Annotated in this window: 15 protein-coding genes and 1 pseudogene; 15 read left to right on the top strand and 1 reads right to left on the bottom strand. The window is 74.2% G+C overall.

The genetic code is table 11. From position 1 onward, the window contains the following. Positions 1–24 precede the first annotated feature (24 nt). The 15 genes and pseudogenes from ribB to ACFP3U_RS24125 form a co-directional block, all read left to right on the top strand. Positions 25–762, top strand: a pseudogene (gene ribB, locus ACFP3U_RS24195) (3,4-dihydroxy-2-butanone-4-phosphate synthase); the annotation flags it as partial. A 199-nt stretch (positions 763–961) separates the two neighbouring features. Further along, the gene (locus ACFP3U_RS24190) at positions 962–1,204 is read left to right on the top strand and encodes a phosphopantetheine-binding protein (protein ID WP_380227741.1); all 243 of its coding nucleotides are present in this window, start codon (positions 962–964) and stop codon (positions 1,202–1,204) included. 3 nt (positions 1,205–1,207) lie between these two features. Continuing rightward, positions 1,208–2,461 carry an ATP-grasp domain-containing protein gene (locus ACFP3U_RS24185; RefSeq protein ID WP_380227740.1) on the top strand — a complete coding sequence of 418 codons (1,254 nt, stop codon included), beginning with the start codon at positions 1,208–1,210 and terminating at the stop codon, positions 2,459–2,461. A 108-nt stretch (positions 2,462–2,569) separates the two neighbouring features. Beyond that, positions 2,570–3,841, top strand: a complete 1,272-nt coding sequence (locus tag ACFP3U_RS24180; RefSeq protein WP_380227739.1) for an MFS transporter — start codon at positions 2,570–2,572, stop codon at positions 3,839–3,841. Positions 3,842–3,850: 9 nt separating this feature from the next. After that, positions 3,851–4,717 carry an isocitrate lyase/phosphoenolpyruvate mutase family protein gene (locus tag ACFP3U_RS24175; protein WP_375968780.1) on the top strand — a complete coding sequence of 289 codons (867 nt, stop codon included), beginning with the start codon at positions 3,851–3,853 and terminating at the stop codon, positions 4,715–4,717. A gap of 50 nt (positions 4,718–4,767) precedes the next feature. Next, complete coding sequence (locus ACFP3U_RS24170; RefSeq protein WP_380227738.1) at positions 4,768–5,589, top strand: transketolase; 822 nt, start codon at positions 4,768–4,770, stop codon at positions 5,587–5,589. Continuing rightward, positions 5,573–6,505 (top strand): transketolase family protein, encoded by a 933-nt coding sequence (locus ACFP3U_RS24165; RefSeq protein ID WP_380227737.1) that lies wholly within the window; start codon positions 5,573–5,575, stop codon positions 6,503–6,505. Before ACFP3U_RS24170 ends, ACFP3U_RS24165 begins: the two co-directional genes overlap by 17 nt. Next, complete coding sequence (locus tag ACFP3U_RS24160) at positions 6,502–8,274, top strand: thiamine pyrophosphate-binding protein (protein ID WP_380227736.1); 1,773 nt, start codon at positions 6,502–6,504, stop codon at positions 8,272–8,274. Before ACFP3U_RS24165 ends, ACFP3U_RS24160 begins: the two co-directional genes overlap by 4 nt. Beyond that, a complete protein-coding gene (locus ACFP3U_RS24155) occupies positions 8,267–9,571 on the top strand; it encodes a condensation domain-containing protein (RefSeq protein WP_380227735.1) in 1,305 nt (434 codons plus the stop codon). The genes ACFP3U_RS24160 and ACFP3U_RS24155 overlap by 8 nt, the downstream gene beginning before the upstream one ends. Further along, a complete protein-coding gene (locus tag ACFP3U_RS24150; RefSeq protein ID WP_380227734.1) occupies positions 9,568–10,557 on the top strand; it encodes a phytanoyl-CoA dioxygenase family protein in 990 nt (329 codons plus the stop codon). The genes ACFP3U_RS24155 and ACFP3U_RS24150 overlap by 4 nt, the downstream gene beginning before the upstream one ends. Continuing rightward, positions 10,544–13,033 carry an amino acid adenylation domain-containing protein gene (locus ACFP3U_RS24145; protein WP_380227733.1) on the top strand — a complete coding sequence of 830 codons (2,490 nt, stop codon included), beginning with the start codon at positions 10,544–10,546 and terminating at the stop codon, positions 13,031–13,033. The genes ACFP3U_RS24150 and ACFP3U_RS24145 overlap by 14 nt, the downstream gene beginning before the upstream one ends. Continuing rightward, positions 13,027–14,052: a zinc-dependent alcohol dehydrogenase gene (locus ACFP3U_RS24140; protein WP_380227732.1), complete on the top strand. Its 1,026-nt coding sequence runs from the start codon at positions 13,027–13,029 to the stop codon at positions 14,050–14,052. The genes ACFP3U_RS24145 and ACFP3U_RS24140 overlap by 7 nt, the downstream gene beginning before the upstream one ends. A gap of 8 nt (positions 14,053–14,060) precedes the next feature. Further along, positions 14,061–15,140: an N-acetyl-gamma-glutamyl-phosphate reductase gene (gene argC, locus ACFP3U_RS24135; RefSeq protein WP_380227731.1), complete on the top strand. Its 1,080-nt coding sequence runs from the start codon at positions 14,061–14,063 to the stop codon at positions 15,138–15,140. 5 nt (positions 15,141–15,145) lie between these two features. Continuing rightward, on the top strand, positions 15,146–16,363 hold the full coding sequence (gene pgk / locus ACFP3U_RS24130; protein ID WP_380227780.1) for a phosphoglycerate kinase: 1,218 nt from the start codon (positions 15,146–15,148) through the stop codon (positions 16,361–16,363). Further along, positions 16,360–17,523, top strand: a complete 1,164-nt coding sequence (locus tag ACFP3U_RS24125) for an iron-containing alcohol dehydrogenase (protein WP_380227730.1) — start codon at positions 16,360–16,362, stop codon at positions 17,521–17,523. Before pgk ends, ACFP3U_RS24125 begins: the two co-directional genes overlap by 4 nt. A 38-nt stretch (positions 17,524–17,561) precedes the next feature. Here ACFP3U_RS24125 and ACFP3U_RS24120 read toward each other — a convergent pair whose 3' ends face one another. Beyond that, the gene (locus ACFP3U_RS24120; RefSeq protein WP_380227729.1) at positions 17,562–19,022 is read right to left on the bottom strand and encodes an MFS transporter; all 1,461 of its coding nucleotides are present in this window, start codon (positions 19,020–19,022) and stop codon (positions 17,562–17,564) included. Positions 19,023–19,191 lie beyond the last annotated feature (169 nt).

The raw sequence follows: 19,191 nt of genomic DNA, 5'->3' as shown, positions 1-19,191 counted from the left end.
GCCCCGAGCGCGAGGAGAGTTCCGATGGGCCACACCACGGGTACGACCACCACCGACGCGACCCCGTACCCGGTCGGCGACGCCGAGGGGCCGTTCGACTCCGTCGAGTACGCCGTCGCGGAGATCGCGGCCGGCCGGGCGGTCGTCGTCGTCGACGACGAGAGCCGTGAGAACGAGGGCGACATCGTCTTCGCCGCCGAACTCGCCACCGCCGAACTGGTCGCCTTCGCCATGACCGAATGCCGTGGACTGCTCTGCGCCCCGATGACCGGCGCGGATCTCGACCGGCTGGAACTGGACCAGATGGTCCGCGAGAACACCGAGCACCACCGCACCGCCTTCACCGTCTCGGTCGACGCCGCCGCCGGCATCAGCACCGGCATCTCGGCGGCCGACCGGGCGCTCACCCTGCGGCTGCTGGCCGAGCCGGGCACCCGCCCGGCCGAGCTGGTGCGCCCGGGCCACGTCTTCCCGCTGCGGGCCGTCGACGGCGGTGTGCCGGCGCGCCCCGGCCACACCGAGGCCGGGGTGGACCTGTGCCGGCTGGCCGGCCTGCGTCCGGCGGCGGCCATCTGCGAGATCGCGATGGCCGACGGCGCCATGGCCCGGCTGCCGGAGCTGCGCGAGTTCGCCCGCCGGCACGGCCTGGCGCTGATCACCATCGCCGACCTGACGGAGTACCTGCTCGCCACGGGCGGGGCGGCTGGGGCGGCGCGTACGACGGCCGACGCGGCCCGGACGACGGTCGCGGCGGTCGCCGGCTGAGCCGTGCCGGGAGACCGGCCACAGGGGGGGCGGTTCCGCCTGGAATTCCATTTCCGGGGCGGTGCCGTGATTCGCCCTGCCCGCAGGAATTCCGCTATCGACTCCGGTTAACCCATCGTTTTCCCGGAATTGACAGTTCCGCAATCCTGCTCCAATAATCGATTCACGGATGCACGCCGACGGGGAGAGGCCTGGTATGTCCGATATCAGCACCATAGAAGCACTCAGAACTATTTGGGAAGAAGTCCTCGGTGCGCCGGTCGACGACCTGGACGCCGATTTCTTCGACCTCGGCGGGGATTCCCTGCTGGCCCTCGCGATTTCCACCCGGGCCATCGAGTCCGGTCTGGACATGCCCCGGTCGGCGGTGCTGCGCCGCAGCACCCTCCGGCAGCTCGCCGAGGCCGTCGAGGACCCTCAACTCTTCGATCGCGCCTGAGCGATGGCCATCGTCGTCGTCTACGACCAGGGCTCGGCCTCGCCGCGCGAGGTGATCGCCCTGGGGCGAACGGCCCCGGTGCTGGTCGCCCTGGCCGACTCCGAGCACGCCCGGCAGGTCGGCCCGCTGTTCGAGGAGAACTGCGCGGGCGTCGTCACGCCGGCCGAGGGTGACGAGGCGGCCGTCGCCCGGCTGCGGGAGTACGGGGCCGCGGGCATCCTGACCTTCAGTGAACGGATGCTCGCCGACACCGCCCGGCTCGCCGGACTGCTCGGCCTGCCGTTCAACACCCCGGAAACCGTACGGGTGTTGACCGACAAGGCGGCACAGCGCCGGCGGCTGCGGGAGGCCGGGGTGGACGGGGTGCGCAGCGCGCTGCTCACCGACGCCGCCGGCTGGCCCGCCGCACTGGCCGAGGTGGGCCTGCCCGCCGTGGTCAAGCCGGTCCGCGGGGAGGGGAGCCGGAACACCGTCCTGGTGACGGATCCGGACCACGGCGCCACCGTGGTCGAGGAGTTCCTGCGCGCCGAACCGGCCCTGGTGGTCGAGGAGTTCCTGCGGGGCGCGGACTGCGCGCCGTTCGGGGACTACGTGTCGGTGGAGAGCGCCGTCACCCCCGACGGGGTCCGCCACTTCGCCGTGACCGGCAAGCTGCCGCTGGCGCCGCCGTTCCGGGAGTCCGGGCAGTTCTGGCCCTCGCAGCTGGCCCCCGGGCCGGAGGCCGAGGTGGTCGAGCTGGCCGACCGGGCGATCCGGGCGCTCGGCGTCACGCACGGCCTGGTGCACACCGAGATCAAGCTGACGGCCGCCGGGCCCCGGCTGATCGAGGTCAACGGCCGCCTCGGCGGCGACCAGACCGACCTGGCCGGCCGGTCCGTCGGGCTCGATCTCGTCGCCCTGGCAGGGGAGTTGGCGCTCGGGCGCGGTGTGGAGCTGCCGCCGGCCCGCCCGGAGCGGGTGCACTTCCAGTACTACACCCCCGGCCCCACCGCGGGCGGCCGGCTGACCCGGGTCGACGGCCAGGCCGCCGTCCGGGCGCTGCCCGGGGTCGACTCGTACCGGCTCTCGGTACGGCCCGGCACCGAGCTGGCCGCCGGGACCGGCACCACCCTGCTCGACATGCTGTGCGGCTCCGCCGCCGACCACCGGGGCATGACCGCCCTGGTGGAGCAGGCGGTCGCCCTGCTGGCGTACGAGTTCGTCGTCGACGGCCGGACCGTGACGCGCACCGCCCGGGACCTGCTCGACCACGTCTGAGGCGTCCCGTCCGCGGGCGCCGCGACGGACCGGCCGCAGCGACCGACCGCCGTCGGCCCGGGCCGCACCTCGACGCGACCACCTCCGTGAACCACCCCTGGATGACTCATGCCTACCATCGGCTCGGCCGCCGCCGGGTTCCTGAAGGAACTCGCCCCGGCGCCCGGGGCCGAGCGCCGCATGGGTGTGCTCACGCTCACCCAGTCGCTCGGCACCGGCCTCTTCCTGACCTCCAGCGCCATCTTCTTCACCAGGACCGTCGGGCTGTCCGCCGAGAGCGTCTCGGCGGCCATGTCGGCGGCCGGGCTGTGCGGGTTCCTCGCCACCGTCCCGGGCGGGCGGGTCGCCGACCGGTTCGGCGCGCGCCGGCCGCTGGCGGCCAGTTACGGCCTGCTCGCGGTGCTGTTCGTCGGCTACGCCTTCGTCGAGGGCGTGGCCGCCTTCACGGCCGTGGCCTGCGCGATCGCGGTGTGCGAGACTGTCGGCAGCCCGCTGCGCGCGGCCCTGACCCACGCTCTGTTCGGCTCCGCCCGCTCCGCGGGTGTCCGGGCGAGGATGCGCAGCCTGTTCAATCTCGGCTTCACGGCCGGCGCCGGCCTGGCCGGGGCGGCCCTGGCGACGGATTCGCGGATCGCCTTCCTGGTCGTGATCGCGGTCAACGTGGCGCTCCAACTGCTCTGTGCCATCATGGCGTTGGGCCTGCGGCCGGACGGACCCGAGGTGGTCCCGGCCGCCGCCGGACGCTCCTGGGCGGCCTTCCGGGACCGCCGCTTCCTGCTGGCCACCGTGCTCTCCGGGATCCTGGAGCTGTTCCAGCCGGTGCTCGCGGTGGGCGTGCCGCTGTGGATCGTCAGCCGCACCAGCGCCCCGGGCGCCCTGGTGGCGGCCCTGACGGTGGTCAACACCGTGCTGGTGGTGCTGCTCCAGGTCGCCGTGGGCAAGGGCTCGGACACCGTGTCCGGCTCCGGTCGCCTGCTGCTGCGGGCGGGCCTGCTGATGGCGCTGGCCTGCTGCCTGTTCGCCGGATCCGGCGCCGCCGGCACCTCGCTGGCCGTCGTCCTGCTGTTCGCCGGCACCGTCCTGATGACGCTGGGCGAACTCGCCCAGTCCGCCGGCGGCTGGGGGCTGTCCTTCACCCTGCCGCCCGAGGGCCGGATGGGCGAGTACCAGGGCGTGTTCGGGCTCGGCCGGGGCCTCCAGCAGTTCTTCGGGCCCGCCCTGGTGGTCATGCTCCCGCTCGGCATGGGCGCCGTCGGCTGGCTGCTGCTGGCCGGAGTGTTCGTGGTCTGCGGCCTGATCGCCCTGTGGGCCTTCGTCCGGGACGCCCCGCCGGCCGGCGTGTCCGACGAACCGTCAAATGAACCATCACCCCAGACGTAGGAGCACCACGTGAGCCCCACCCCCCACAGCTACCCCTCGTTCCGCAGTGTCCTCGCGGAGCACCCGCTGGTCCGGATCGCCGGCGCGCACTCGGCGCTCGGCGGCGTCATCGCCGAGCAGGTCGGCTTCCAGGCCGTCTGGGCCTCCAGCTTCGAGATCTCGGCCGCCCGCTGCCTGCCCGACGCCAGCCTGCTCAGCATGAGCGAGTACCTGGACGCCGCCGCGCACATCCAGAAGGCGCTCTCCGTCCCGGTGGTCGCCGACTGCGACACCGGCTTCGGCAACAGCATGAACGTGGCGTACATGGTGGCCGAGTACGAGCAGGCCGGCATCACCGCCGTGTGCATGGAGGACAAGATCTTCCCGAAGATGAACAGCTTCGCCGCGGCCGACCACAGCCTGCTCGACGTGAACGCCTTCGCCCACAAGATCGAGACGGCCAAGAAGTCCCAGCGCAGTGAGGACTTCTTCGTCATCGCCCGCACCGAGGCGATGATCAGCGGGCTGGGCGTCGACGAGGCGCTCAAGCGCTGCGCGGTCTACGCCGACGCCGGCGCCGACGCCGTACTGGTCCACTCCAAGCAGGCCACCAAGGACGAGGTGCTCTCCTTCCTCGACCAGTGGAACGACCGCCTGCCGGTCGTCGTGGTGCCCACCACCTACCCCGACTGGCACGCCGACGAGGCCCGCGCGGCCGGCGTCTCCGCCGTCATCTACGCCAACCAGGGCCTGCGCGCCACCATCACCTCCCTGCGGTCCGCCCTCGGCTCGATCTACGAGACCGGGCACTCGGCCCACCTGGAGGACAGCATCGCCGGGGTCAAGGACGTCTTCGCGCTCCAGCGCCTGGACCAGTGGCAGGAGTTCACGGCCTGACGGCCGCGGCGACCTCGACCACGACCCCGACCCACCGAAAGGAACAAGACTTGTCGTCGCAAGACGTGGCGCTGGTGCGCCGTCGGGCGGCACGGGCCCGAGCACTCGCGCTGACCACGGTCAGCACCGCCGGGACCGGCCACATCGGGGCGGACCTCTCCGCCATGGACATCCTCTGCGCGCTCCACTTCGGCGTGCTGCGCGGCGGCCCGGACGACCCGGACCGGGACCGCTTCATCCTCAGCAAGGCCCACGCCTCGGCCGCCATGTACAGCGTGCTCGCGCTCCGGGGCATCCTGCCCGAGGGGGAGCTGGCGACCTACGGCGCGGCGGACTCCCGGCTGAGCACGGTGGTCTCCACCCGGGTGCCGGGCATCGAGTTCAACACCGGCTCGCTCGGCCACGGCCTCTCGCTCGGCGTGGGCGCGGCCCTCGCCGCCCGGGTCCAGGGCTCCGGCCGCCGGACCTTCGTGCTCACCGGCGACGGCGAGCTCCAGGAGGGCAGCAACTGGGAGGCCGCGATGCTGGCGGCCTCGCGGGGGCTGGAGAACCTGGTCGTGATCGTCGACCGCAACCTCGCCCAGAAGGGCGCCAGCACCGAGGACATCAACGCCCTGGAGCCGCTGGACGAGAAGTGGCGCTCCTTCGGCTGGGCCGTGCGCGTCGTCGACGGCCACGACGTCGAGGAGCTGCTGACCGTCCTCGGCGGCGCTCCGCCGGCGCCGGGCCGGCCGACCTGCCTGATCGCCTCCACGGTCAAGGGCAAGGGCGTCTCCTTCATGGAGCGCAACCTCGAATGGCACAGCCGCCGACTGACCCCCGACCTTCTCGACCAGGCACTCCGGGAGCTTGAGCATGGCACCGACGACTGACTGCGCCGCCGCCTTCTCGGCGGCCCTGCTCGAACTGGCGCGCACCGACGAGCGGATCTGCATCGTCAACAACGACTCGGCCGAGACCCACTCGGCGCTCGGCTTCCAGGCCGAGCTGCCCGACCGCTTCGTCGACGTCGGCATCGCCGAGCAGAACCTGGTCGGCGTCTCGATCGGCCTGGCCAACGCGGGCCTGCGCCCGTTCGTCTACTCGGCCTCCTGCTTCCTGACCGCCCGGGCGCTGGAGCAGATCAAGAACGCCGCGTACACCAACGCGAATGTGGTGTTCTGCGGCTTCGTCAGCGGTCTCGCCTACGGGGCGCTCGGCGGCACCCACCACGCCGTCGAGGACCTCGCCTGGATGCGGTCGATCCCGCGGATGACGGTCCTGGCGCCGGCCACCCCGCAGGACACCGTGGCCGCCCTGCGCGAGGCGATGACCCAGGACGGCCCGGTCTACATCCGGATCGTCAGCAAGCTGGACACCCCCGAGCTGTTCCCGGCCGACCACACCTTCGCGTACGGCGGCTCCGAGCTGCTGCGCGAGGGCGAGGACGTCACCCTGGTCGGCACCGGCCTGCTCACCACCCGCCTGGTGGAGGCCGCCGAACTGCTCGCGGCCGACGGCATCCGGGCCGGCGTGCTCCACCTGGGCTCGGTCCAGCCGATCGACGCGGAGGCGATCGGACGGGCCGCGCGCCACAGCGGACGCCTGGTCGTCGCCGAGGACCACGTGCTCAACGGCGGCCTCGGCGGGGCGGTCGCCGAGACCGTCGTCCGCACCCACCCGGTGCCCGTGCTGCAGCTCGGCGTGCCGAACGAGTACGCGCCGATCGGCCCGGCCGAGTTCCTGTACGAGCACTTCGGCCTGACGGCGTCGGGCGTGGCGAAGCGGGTGGCGCAGTGGCTGGCATGACCGTCAGCGTGGCCGACTACACGGCCGCCTACCTGCACGCGCTGGGCGTGCACACCTGCTACAGCCTCTCCGGCACCGGCTCCATCCACCTCGACCAGGCCTTCAGCCAGCAGCCCGGCCTGGTGACCATCTGCGCCCGGCACGAGACCGCGGCGGCGCTGATGGCCACCGGCGCGGCCAAGCTGACCGGCGAGCTCGGGGTGGCGCTGGTGACCAGCGGCCCGGGCGCCGTCAACGCGCTGGCCGGACTGGTCGACGCGTACGCCGACGGCGTCCCCGTGCTGGTGGTCTCCGGCCAGGTCGAGACCCGGCACATGGAGGAGGGCGTCCGCTCCTTCGGCGTCCAGGGCTTCGGCGTGGTGCACAGCGCCCGCAGCATGACCAAGTACTCGGCGGTGGTGGAGCGCCCCGGCGACATCCGCCGCCACCTGGACGAGGCCGTCCGGCACGCCCTGGAGGGCCGCCCGGGCCCGGTCTGGCTGGACATCCCGCTGGACGTCCAGGCCGCGCGGGTCGACCCGGACACCCTGGAGGGCGCCGAGCAGTCCACCGCCGAACCGCGCGGCGCCGGCGCCCGGCAGACCGCCCGGCAGCTGATGACCATGCTGCGCTCCGCCGAGCGCCCGCTGATCGTCGCCGGCCAGGGCGTCCGGCAGGCCGACGCCGTCCAGGCCTTCCAGGCCATGGTGGCGAAGCTGCGGATCCCGGTGGTCACCTCCCGGCTGGGCACCGACCTGCTGCCGTACGACTCGGAGTTCTGCTTCGGCCAGGGCGGCATCCGCGGCCGGCTCTACCCGGGCCTGATCATGGGCCGCTCGGACCTGGTGATCTCGCTCGGCTCCAGCCTGTCCACCGCCTTCGTCGGCGAGGACGCGGACGCCTTCGACCCGGACGCCACCGTCGTCGCGGTCGACATCGACCCGTCGCAGCTGACCAAGAAGGGCGTCCGGGTGGACTTCCCGGTCTGCATGGACGTCGGCCGGCTGGTCGAGGCGCTCCAGGAGGAGGCGGCCGAACCCGCCGCCCCCGCCCACGAGGCCTGGCTCGCCGAGTGCGCCGCGCTCAAGGCCGCCCACCCCACCGTCGGCGAGCAGCGGCCCGACGGCCCGATCAACTCCTACCGGTTCGTCGACCGGCTGGAGGCGCAGACCGGCCCCGGCCACGTCTTCGTGGTCGACACCGGCAGCGCCTACTACGTCACCGGCCAGACCCTGGAGTTCACCGCCTCCCAGCGGGAGATCACCTCGGCCGCCTTCCTCAACATGGGCGCGGCCGTGCCGATGGCGGTCGGCGCGGCCTTCGCCCGGCCGGACGCCCAGGTGCTGGTGATCGTCGGCGACGGCGCGATCGAGCTCAACATCCAGGAGCTCGCCACCATCAGCCAGTACGGGCTCGGCATCAAGGTGTTCGTGCTGAACAACGGCGGCTACGCCTCGATCCGCGAGTCGCAGGCCGCGCTGGTCGGCGGGCCCGAGCTGGAGGAGCCCGAGACCCTCGACTTCTCCGCCGTCGCCACCGCGTTCCGGCTGCCCTACCGCACGCTGCGGCACACCGGCTCGCTCGACGCCGACATCGCCACCGTGCTGGCCGAGGCCGGCCCGGCGCTGGTCGAGGTCGTCTGCGACCCGGCGCAGCAGCTGCTGCGCCCGCTGCGGGCCGACGGCGGGCGGCGGGCCCACGACGGCGCCTCGATGGTCCGGGCCGACGGGCCGGACGACCTCCCGGCCCTCACGGACCTGGTCAGGGAGCGGGAGCTGAACCATGCGTGAGACCCTGCGGGCCTCCTGGAACCACCGGCACCGGCTCGGCCAGACCCGCGAGGACGCCGAGCGGGGCGTGTTCAACCCGCACCACAGCACCCTGCCGCTGGTCCTGCACGGCCCGCTCGACGTGGCCGCGCTGAACCGCGCCTGGCACGCCGTGCAGCGCCGCCACCCGGCCCTGCTCAGCGGCTTCGACACCGACCTGGCGCTCTGGCACGTCGGCGCCGCCGAGCCGCAGGACGTCCGGCGGCTGCCCGCCGGGGCGGACGAGGAGGCCGACCGGGCCGCGGTCCGCGCGGCCGTGATCGAGCCCTTCGACCTGGTGCACGGGCCGGTCGCCCGGCTGGTGGTGCTCCCGCGCTCGCCGCGTGAGACGTACTTCGCCCTCGTCACCGAGCACCTGGTGAGCGACGGCTGGTCGCTGAACGCCCTGATCCGGGACCTCGCCGTCCTCTACGGGCGGGAGACGGGCGCGGCGGTGCCGCCGCTGCCGCCGATCGAGCTGCCCTTCCAGGAGTTCGTCCGCCGGCAGAACCGCGCCGTCGACGCGCCGGCCGGGCGCGCCGCGCTCGCCCGGCTGGCCGCCCGGCTGGACGGCATCGGCGCGATCCCGGCCATGCCGGTCGAGGGGTTCAGCGGCGCCACCGGCATCCGCTACGAGGAGAACGAGGACTTCGTCCGCCGCCTGCCGGGCGAGCTCTGCCGCGAACTCGCCGCCGCGGCCAGCCCGCTGCGGATGACCGGCCTGAACCTCATGCACGCCGCGCTCCACCAGGCGCTGTACGAGCGCTCGGGCCGCCCGGTGGTCGCCACCACGCTGTCCACCGCCAACCGGGAGCTGCCCGGACTCACCCACACCGCGGGCTGGTTCGCCAGCAAGACGGTGCTGGCCAGCGAGCCCGGCCGGTACCCCGACCCGGTGGAGTACCTGCGGCACTTCCGCGACCGGATCCTGGTCACCCTGGACGACAGCGACCTGCCGTGGCCCGCCCTGATCGACCTGATGGACCCGCCGGCGCTCGGCCGGCAGGCCACCGTCCCGTACGTCACCTTCAACGCCCGGCCGCTCGGCATGCGCCGCAGCGTCGGCGAGATCGAGATCCCCGGGGTGCGGACGGCGCCGCTGCGGATCTCCAACGGCTGGCACGACGCCTCGATCGCGACCTTCTGGGACGAGGACGAGGACGGCGTCACCGTGAACGTCATGTTCAAGACCGACTGGTACACCGCCCCCGACGTCCTGGCCCTCTGGGACGCCGTCGAGGCCCGGCTGCACCGCTGGGCCGAGGAGCTCCGCCCGTGACCGGCGCGCCCGTGCCCACCAACCCGTCGACGAAGGAGAACACCATGCACGACACCGGGATGCAGCACGACACCGGCACGCACATCGCGACCATCCGCGAGTCGACCGTCGAGACCGCCGTCGAACGCGACTGGACGCCGCTCACCGACGAGCAGTTCGAGAGCTACGAGCAGCACGGCTACCTCCACCTCAAGGGCCTGTTCAGCCCCGAGGAGGTGGCGCGCGGCCTCGCCGTCATCGACGAGGTGGTCGCCGACGGCGCGCGCACCATCGAGAACCACGCCAGCTTCACCGACCGCGCCCACACCGTCCGGGTGCGCGACGCGGTGGCCCGCACCGCCGGCCTGGACTACTTCCTCGACCACCCGAAGCTGGTCGGCCCGCTGATGTCGCTGCTCGCCGGCAGCGTCCAGCTCCTCGGCACCGAGATCTTCGTCCGCTCGCTCCAGGACGAGGCCCTGGAGTACTGGCACACCGACGGCGGCGAGTACCTCCAGCAGCTGCGGCTCGTCCACGGCAGCCCGAGCCTGCAGATCAAGGCCCAGGTGTTCTTCACCGACACCACGAAGTCCGACAGCGGCAACTTCCTGCTCGTCCCCGGCAGCCACCGCAAGGTGCCGACCGACCGGACGGCGCTCTGCTACATCGAGGAGCTCGACGAGCCGCTGCGCCGCGGGGAGCTGCCCGAGGAGGCCGTCGAGGTCAAGGCCGCGCCGGGCGACGTGCTGATCTTCCCGTACTCGCTCTGGCACGCCGTGGCGCCCAACAAGGTGCAGGAGCGCAAGACCTTCATCCTGCGCTACGGGCACCTGTGGCACCGCCCGCACGACTACCTGCGGCAGCCGGCCGAGGTGCTGGACCGGATGTCGCCGCGCCTGCGCCGGATGTTCGGCGACTTCGGCGACCAGGTCCACCCCACCGACTACTACAAGCCGGTCGACCAGGGCGATGTGATGGCGGTCGGTGGCAACCATGCAGCCGTCTGACCTGCCGGCCGACGCCCGGTCGCTGCCGGAGCTGTTCGCCCGGGTCGCCGCCGTGCGCGGCGACGCGCCCGCGGTGGCCGGCGGCGGCGAGCAGCTCGGCTACGCCGAGCTCGACCGGCGGGCCGGGGCCGTCGCCGCCCGGCTGACCGCCGCCGGCCTGGGCCGCGGCGACCTGGTGGGGGTGCTCCTGGAGCGCTCCCACCGGGCGCCCGCCTGGATCCTCGGCGTCCTCAAGTCCGGTGCGGCGTACGTGCCGCTCGACCCGTCGTACCCGGCGGACCGGCTCCGGTTCATGGCCGGGGACGCCGGCCTCGCGGCCCTGGTCGGCGACCCCGACCGGGCCGCGGCCTGCGGGCTGGACGCGCTGCCCGTGATCGACCCCGTGATCGACCCGGTGGCCGCCGCACCCGCGCTCGATGGTGCCGCGCCAGGCCCGGACGACCCGGCGTACGTGATCTACACCTCCGGCTCCACCGGCGTGCCCAAGGGCTGCGTGGTCACCCACGGCAACGTCCTGGAGCTGCTGCGGGCCACCCTGCCGCTCTTCGAGCTCGGCACCGGCGACCGCTGGACCCTCTTCCACTCCGCCTCCTTCGACTTCGCGGTCTGGGAGCTGTGGGGCGCCTGGGCGACCGGCGCGACCGCCGTCCCGGTGCCCGCCGCCACGGCGCAGGCACCCGAGGACTTCCTGCGGCTGCTGGTCGAGGAGCGGATCACGGTGCTCAACCAAGTCCCGTCCGCCTTCCGCCACCTGGCCCGGGAGTACGCCGACTCGGGCGCCCCGGCGACCGCGCTGCGGTACGTGGTCTTCGGCGGCGAGAGCGTCGACCTCGACGTGGTGCGCGGTTTCCTCGCCGCCGCGGCCGCCGCCCCCGGTCCGGCGCCCGTCATGGTCAACATGTACGGCATCACCGAGATCACCGTGCACGCCACCCATCTGGTGCTCACCCCGGAGCAGTTGGCCGGCCGCACCGCCTCGCCGATCGGCCGCCCGCTGCCGCATCTGGCGATCGAACTGCGCGACGACGCGCTCCGGTTGGTCCCGGACGGCGAGACCGGCGAGATGTGGGTGGCCGGGTCGGGCGTCGCCGACGGCTACCTCAACCGGCCCGAGCTCACCGCCGAGCGCTTCCGCGTCCTCGACAGCCGCCGGATGTACCGCACCGGCGACCTCGCCCGCCGGCTGCCCGACGGCGGGCTCGCCTACCTCGGCCGCAACGACCAGCAGGTCAAGCTCCGCGGCCACCGGGTCGAACTCGGCGAGGTCGAGGCCGGCCTGCGGGCCGCCCCGCAGGTCCGCGACGCCGCCGCGCTGGTCGTCCGGGACGGCGCCGGCAACGAGCTGCTGACCGCGCTGGTCGTCCCGGCCGGACCGGGCGCGCTGGACGTCGCCGCCCTGCGGCGGCACGCCCGCGCGACCATGCCCGCCCAGCTGGTCCCCAACCGGTTCCACCCGGTGGACGAGCTGCCGCTCACCTCCTCCGGCAAGCTCGACCGGAAGGTGCTGGCCGAGTTGGCACCGCGGGCCGGGGCGCGGCGCGCCCGCGTCCTGGTGCTCGACCCCATCGACCCGGGGGCGCTGGACGAGCTGCGCCGCCGCCACGACGTCACCGTGGCGCTGCGCCCGCCCGTCGAGGACCTGCTCCGGCTGGTGCGCGACCAGGAGGTGATCGTGCTGCGCAGCGGGGTGCGCCTGGACGCCCCCGTGATCGCGGCGGCCGAGCGGCTCAGGGTGATCGCCCGGGCCGGCTCCGGGATCGACAACATCGACGTCGAGGCGGCCCGGGCGGCCGGCGCGACGGTCTTCAACATCCCCGCCGTCTCCGCCCCGGCCGTCGCCGAGCTGGCCCTCGGGCTGATGCTCACGGTCGGGCGCCACCTGGCGCTGGCGGACCGCCAGGTGCGCTCCGGGATCTGGAACAAGGCCGCGCTCTCCGGGGTCGAACTCGGCGGCAAGACCCTGGGCCTGATCGGCTACGGCCGGATCGGCTCCCGGATCGCCGCGCTCGGCCGCGCCCTCGGTATGCGGGTACTGGTCGACGTGGCCCGCCCCGACGCCGACCGCCGGCACGAACTGGAGCGGCTCGACTACGAGTTGGCGCCGCTGAAGACGCTGCTGCCGGCCTCCGACGTGGTCTGTCTGGCCGTCCCGCTGACCGACCGGACGCACCACCTGATCGACGCCGCCGCGCTGGCCGCGATGAAGCCGACCAGCCTGCTGGTCAACGTCTCCCGCGGCCTGGTCGTCGACGAGGACGCGCTGTACGAGGCGCTCGCCGAGGGCCGGATCGCCGGCGCCGGGCTCGACGTGGTCGCCGAGGAGGGCCGCCCGAACCGGCTCCACGAACTGGACAACGTGGTGATCACCCCGCACATCGGCGCGATGTCGGTGGACTCGCAGGTCCGGATCGGCCGCATCCTGGTCGACTCGGTGGCCGCCGCCCTGGCCGGCCAGGAGGTGCCCAACCAGTGCTGACGACCCGTCATGAGACCATGGGCAGCGCCGTGTTGGCCGACTACGGGCGGATCGAGCACCGGCGCACCCCGCTGCCGCCGGTCGCCCCCGGCGAGCTGCTGGTCCGCGTGCTCGCCACCGGTGTCTGCGGCTCCGACCTGGCCACCTACCGCGGCGCCCACCCGTACAAGACCGCGCCGACCGTGCTCGGCCACGAGCTGTGCGGCATCGTCGTCACCCCGGCCGGCGGGTTCGCGGCGGGCGAGCTGGTGTGCGCCGCCGCCTACGCGCACTGCGGCGACTGCCCGATGTGCGCGCGGGGGCGCACCAACCTGTGCGGCGCCAAGGCCAACCTGTGCCACCTCGGCTGGGACGGCTCCTTCGCGCAGTACGTGACGCTGCGGCCCGCGATGACCTACCGCCTGCCCGCCGGCACCGACCCGGAGCTCGGGGCGCTGGTCGAGCCGCTGTCGATCGCCCACCACGCCGTCGCCCTGGCCGGCCCGGCCGACGGGCGGACGGTGCGGATCATCGGCGCGGGCAACATCGGCCTCGGCTGCCTGATCGCCGCCAAACGGCTCGGCTTCGGCACCGTCGTCTGCTCCGACCTCGGCCCGGACAAGGGCCGCCGCGCCGCGGCCCTCGGCGCCGACGGCTACCTCGACGTGCTGGCCGGCCAGGCCGGTCCGGGCCAGGCCGCCCCGGACGCCGACGTGGTGCTGGTGGCCGCCGGCCACCCGGGCGCGGTGGACGAGGCGGTCCGGGCGGTCCGGCCCGGCGGCACCGTGGTCGTGGTCAGCTTCTTCGACCGCCCGCCCGCCGTCGCGGTCAACGCCCTGGTCGGCAAGGAGGTCCGGGTGATCGGCTCCTCGCTGTCCACCGCCGAGGACTTCCACGCCGTGATCGGCTGGCTGGCCGAGGGCAGCGTCGACCCGCGGCCCATGGTCACCCACCGCTTCGGCCTCGCCGAGACCGGCGCCGCGCTGGCGCTGATGGCGGCCGGCGAACCGGCCACCGGAAAGATCATCATCACCCCGTGAGGACACGCATGACGCTCACCATCGGCATCGTCGGCGGCACCGGGCACGCGGGCGGCGAACTCTGCCGCCTGCTGCTGAACCACCCGGGCGTCGCCACCATCCTGCCCACCGCCCGCGGCGGCGAGGACCTCGAACGGGTCCACCCCAACCTGCTCGGCAGCGGGCTCGCCTTCACCACCGTCGAGCAACTGCGCGAGCGGGCCGGCGAACTCGACGCGGTGTTCTTCTGCACCCCCTCGGGCGAGGCGATGCGCTCCGCGCCGTACTTCCTGGAGCGCGGCGTCAAGGTGATCGACGTCAGCGCCGACTTCCGGTTCGCCGACGCCGACCGCTACCGCGAGGTCTACGGCGAGGAGCACGCCAGCCCGCAGCTGCTGCCGGAGGCCGTCTACGGCGTCACCGAGCTGTACCGCGACCGGGTGGCGAAGGCCCGGCTGGTGGCCAACCCCGGCTGCTACGCCATCACCACCGTGCTCGGCCTCGCCCCGCTGCTGCGCTCCGGGCTCGCCGACCTCGACACCGCGATCCACCTCGCCGCCGTCAACGGCACCTCCGGCGCCGGCAACAAGCCGCTCACCGAGATCATGCACGCCGAGGCCTTCGCCTCGATGCTGCCGTACAGCCTGGAGGGCCACCGGCACGCCCCCGAACTGGAGACCCAGCTCACCCCGCTGGCCGGCCGCGAGCCCTGCGTCGATATGACCACCGCCCACGGCAACTTCGTCCGCGGCATCTACATCCAGGCCAGCGTCGCCGTCCGGGCCGAGGCCCGGGCCGGCCTCGACCGCGCCGCCCTGCTCGACCTCTACCGCGAGCACTACGCCGGCGAGCACTTCGTGCGCGTCAACACCTTCGCCAAGCAGGGCAAGCTCAACGCCAAGGAGTACGGCGTCTACCCGAGCCTCACCTCGGTGACCGGCTCCAACTTCTGCCACATCGGGGTGGACTACGACCCGGTGCGCGGCTTCGCCAAGGTCGTCGCGGTGACCGACAACCTGGTCAAGGGGGCGGCCGGCTCGGCGATCCAGAACATGAACCTGATGTTCGGCCTCGACGAGCGCGCCGGCCTCGGGCACTACGGCCTGTGACCGCGATGCGGCTGCTCGCCGACCACACCCCGGCGCCCGGCGAGCGCTGGATCTACTCGGCCGGGTTCAACGCCGGCCCCGCGCTCGCCGACACCGGCCGGATCGACGTCGAACTCGCCGACCTCGCCCGGCTGTCGGACGCCGGCGCGCGGATCGCCCTGCTCAGCCACCAGGGCAGCGCCAAGGACGGCACCGCCCGCCACCTGGACCACCTCGCCGAGTACCTCACCCGGCGGCTCGGCCGCCCGGTGCGCTACCTGCCGGAGAACACCACGGCCCGCGCCCGGGCCGCGGCCCGGGAGCTGAGCCCCGGCGGGATCACCCTGTTCGGCAACACCCGCCTCGACCCGGGCGAGGAGCGCGGCGACCCAGAACTCGCCCGCACCCTGGCCGGATTGGGCGACCGGGTGGCGATCGGCGGCTTCTCCAAGGCGCACCGGCGGCACGCCTCCAACACCGGCCTGCTCGACCACCTGCCCGGCTGGGCCGCGGCCGGCCTGGTCGGCGAGGCCCGCGCCCTCGACCCCTGGGCGGCCGGCGCGGGCTCCGGCTCCGTCGACGGTCCGTCGGTCGCGGTGCTCGGCGGCGTCAAACCGGAGAAGACCCTGATCGGCCTGCGCGGCCTCACCCGCACCCACCACCTGGTGATCCCGGGCGGCGTCGTGCTCAACACCCTGCTCGCCGTCACCGGCCACCGGATCGGCCGCTCCGAGCTGGGCAGCGACCCCGAGGGCTGCGCCCGGGTGGCGCGCGAGGTGCTGGCCCGCACCGGCGGGGCCGGTATCCACCTGCCGCGGGTCGTCGTCGCGGCCGGCCCGGACGGCGCCCTCCGGCACCTGCCGCTCGACCGGGGCGTGCCGGACGACCACGCCATCGTCGACTTCGAAGTCCAGCCGGGCGCGATCGAGCTGCTCCGCCGCGCCGGACGGGTCCTGGTGGCCGGCACCCCCGGCCGCCATGCCGAGGGCAACCGGCACGCGGCGGCGGCCGTCCTCGCCGCCCGGGCGCACGCCCCGGAGGGCACGCTGCTGCTGGGCGGGGACACCGTGGCCGAACTGCCCTGGGCCGGGCCGCGCTCCACCGGCGGGGGCTCGGCCCTGCAGTACCTGGTCGAGGGCACCTGCGCGGTGTTCGAGGCACTCGCCGCCAACGCCGCCCGCACCGACCCGACCGCGCACCGACCCGACCCCGCACCAGCCCCGGCGAGGAGCCGCCCACGATGACCGCTGACCCGCACCCCGGCACCGTCGACCTGGCCGACCTGGCCGACCTGCCCGTCCCCACCCGGGTGGTGTTCGGCCGCGGCACCCTCGACCGGCTCGGCCCGCTCGCCGCCCCGCTCGGCGGCCACGCCCTGCTGGTCTGCGGCCGGACGGCGATGCGCCGCACCGGCGTCCTCGACCGGGCGGTCGGCTCGCTCACCGCCGCCGGCCTCGCCGTCACGGTCTTCGACCGGATCGGCGCCAACCCCCGCTCGGACGAGATCGACGAGGCGCTCGCGCTCGCCCGGGCGAGCGGCTGCGACCTGGTGGTCGGCCTCGGCGGCGGCAGCGCCATCGACGCGGCCAAGGCCGTCGCGGTCGCCGACGGCGCCGACACCGTGCGCGAACTGATCGGCCGCACCCTGCCCCGCTCCGCCGGCGCGCTGCCGGTGGTCGCCGTCCCGACCACCGCCGGCAGCGGCTCGGAGGTCACCCAGGGCGCCATCGTCACCGACGTGGTGCGGGGCTTCAAGTCCGGCATCCGCGGCGAGGCGGTGGCCCCCAGGATCGCGCTGGTCGACCCGGACCTCACCGACCGGCTGCCCGCCGCCGTCGCCCTGGAGAGCGGCTTCGACGCCCTGGCCCACGCGGTCGAGGGCGCCGTCGCCAGACGCGCGACCGCGCGCAGCCGGGCGTACTCCCACCGGGCCCTCGCGCTGATCCGCGACCACCTGCCCGGGCTCGCCCGCGGCGCGGCCACGCCCGAGGCCCGGGAGGCGATGGCCCTGGCCGCGCTGCTGGGCGGGGTGAACGTCACCACCGTCAGCACCTGTCTGCCGCACCGCCTCCAGCAGGCCATGGGCGCCGTCCCCGGCAATCCGCTCTCGCACGGCCGCGGCCTGGCCCTGCTCTACCCCGCCTGGCTGCGCAGCGCGCGCCCGTTCGCGGACGAGGCCTTCGACGCGATCGGGGACACCCTGGGCCACCGGGACGCCGCCACCGCCGTGGACGCGCTGCTGGCGCGGACCGGCCTGGGCACCTCGCTGACCGAACAGGGCTACACCGAGCGGGACATCGACACCTTCGTGGCCGGGCTCAGCGGGAACCTGGAGAACGACCCGCACCCCGAGGTGGACACCGAGCTGGTCCGCTCCCTCTACCGCGCCAGCCTGGCCCGCTGACGCGCCGCGACCTTATGGCCCCCTGACCCGCCGCCGGGTCAGGGGGCCGGCACCTCCGCAGGGGCCGGGGTAGCGGCCGGGTCGGCGGGCGCCGCGCCGCGGCGGAGCAGCAGGACGGCCAGGACGCCGATCACCGCGGCCAGCAGGGTGGAGCCGATGGTGATCGCCGCGAAGCCGCGCCCCGAGGCGTGCGTCGCGGTGCCGACGAAGCTCGCGAAGAGCGAGCCGAACATCGACACCGCGATCGCCTCGCTGCCGAGGCGGACGGTGTTGATCCAGCCCGCGCCCATCCCGGCCTCGTGCTCCGGCACCTGGGCCAGCGCCTCGCCGTCGACCAGTCCGGCCTGGAGGCCGAAGCCGGCGCCGACGACGACCAGCGGCAGGGCCATCCAGGCCAGCCCCTGCGGGGCGGCGGCGCCCGCCAGGACCAGGCCCACCACCAGCAGGCCGATGCTCCAGGCGAGGATCCGGTCCATCGCGGCGCCGCGGGCGACCAGCCGCCCGGCCAGCAGCGGGGCGATCAGCACCGGCATGGTCATGAACATCAGCAGCGCGCCGCTCTCACCCGGCGAGGAGCCGTAGGCGCCCTGGAAGAACACCGGGATGTAGGCGACGGCGTTGGTGAAGGTGAACGACGCGACCGCGATCACCAGCGTCATCCCGGAGAACCGCGCGTTGCGCAGGGTGCGCAGGCTCAGCAGCGGGCTCGGCGCGGTGGCCTCCTGCCGGGCGAACAGCCCGTAGCCGGCCAGGCCGGCGACCGTGCAGAGCAGGAACTGCGGGGAGAGCCAGCCGGTCTGCGAGCCGAGCACCAGGCCGCCGAGGAGTAAGCCGGTCGCCGCGCAGAACAGCACGGCGCCCGCCACGTCGATCCGGCCGGTCCGCCGGGTCTCGTGGGCGGTCGCCCGGCGGATCAGCGGCATGGCGGCGCAGGCGACCACCAGGCAGACCAGCTGGAAGCCGAACACCAGCCGCCAGCCGACGAGTTGGGTGAACAGGCCGCACAGCGACGGGCCGAAGGCCAGCGACAGGCCCGCGACGGCGCCCAGCAGGGCGAACGCCTTGGTGCGGCGCTCGCCGGTGAAGCTGGTCGAGATGATCGCCGAGCCGACCGAGAAGACGGCGCCCGCGCCGACCCCCGCGACCAGCCGGGAGGCGTCCAGCAGCAGGTAGCCGGAGGCCAGGACGCTGAGCGCGGAGCCGGCGCCGAAGGTCAGCAGGCCGATCAGCAGGGCCCGCCACCGTCCGATGACGTCCGCGACCGAGCCCCAGACGAGGGTGGCGCAGGCGAAGGTCAGGTTGTAGCCGTTCAGGGCCCACTGCTCGCCGGTGGACGAGGAGCCGAGGTCCGCGGCGATGTCGCCCAGCGAGACCGCCGTCCCGGAGACGGACAGCGGGACGGTGAAGACGGCGAGCATGATGACGGGCATCACCAGGCGCAGGCCGGCCGGCCCGGCGCCCGGGGCCGGCCGCGTGTTGTCGGAGGTCGTCGAGGTCATCGTTCTCCTCTACCCAACTCCCGTGCACGGAAGTCGAAGGAACAGCAAGGAACAGCAGGGAACAGCAAGGAACAGCGAAGGAGCTGCGGCGAAAGCACGGCGCCGTTCCACGCCGGCAGGCATCGGGGCCGGCGTGGAACGGCGGTTCGGGGCACCGGGGTGGTGGCGC

The sequence above is a fragment of the Kitasatospora misakiensis genome, from assembly GCF_042656005.1.
GTDB lineage: Bacteria > Actinomycetota > Actinomycetes > Streptomycetales > Streptomycetaceae > Kitasatospora > Kitasatospora misakiensis.
The sequence above is the reverse complement of the archived record's forward strand: the minus strand, read 5'-3'. Positions and strand labels throughout refer to the sequence as shown.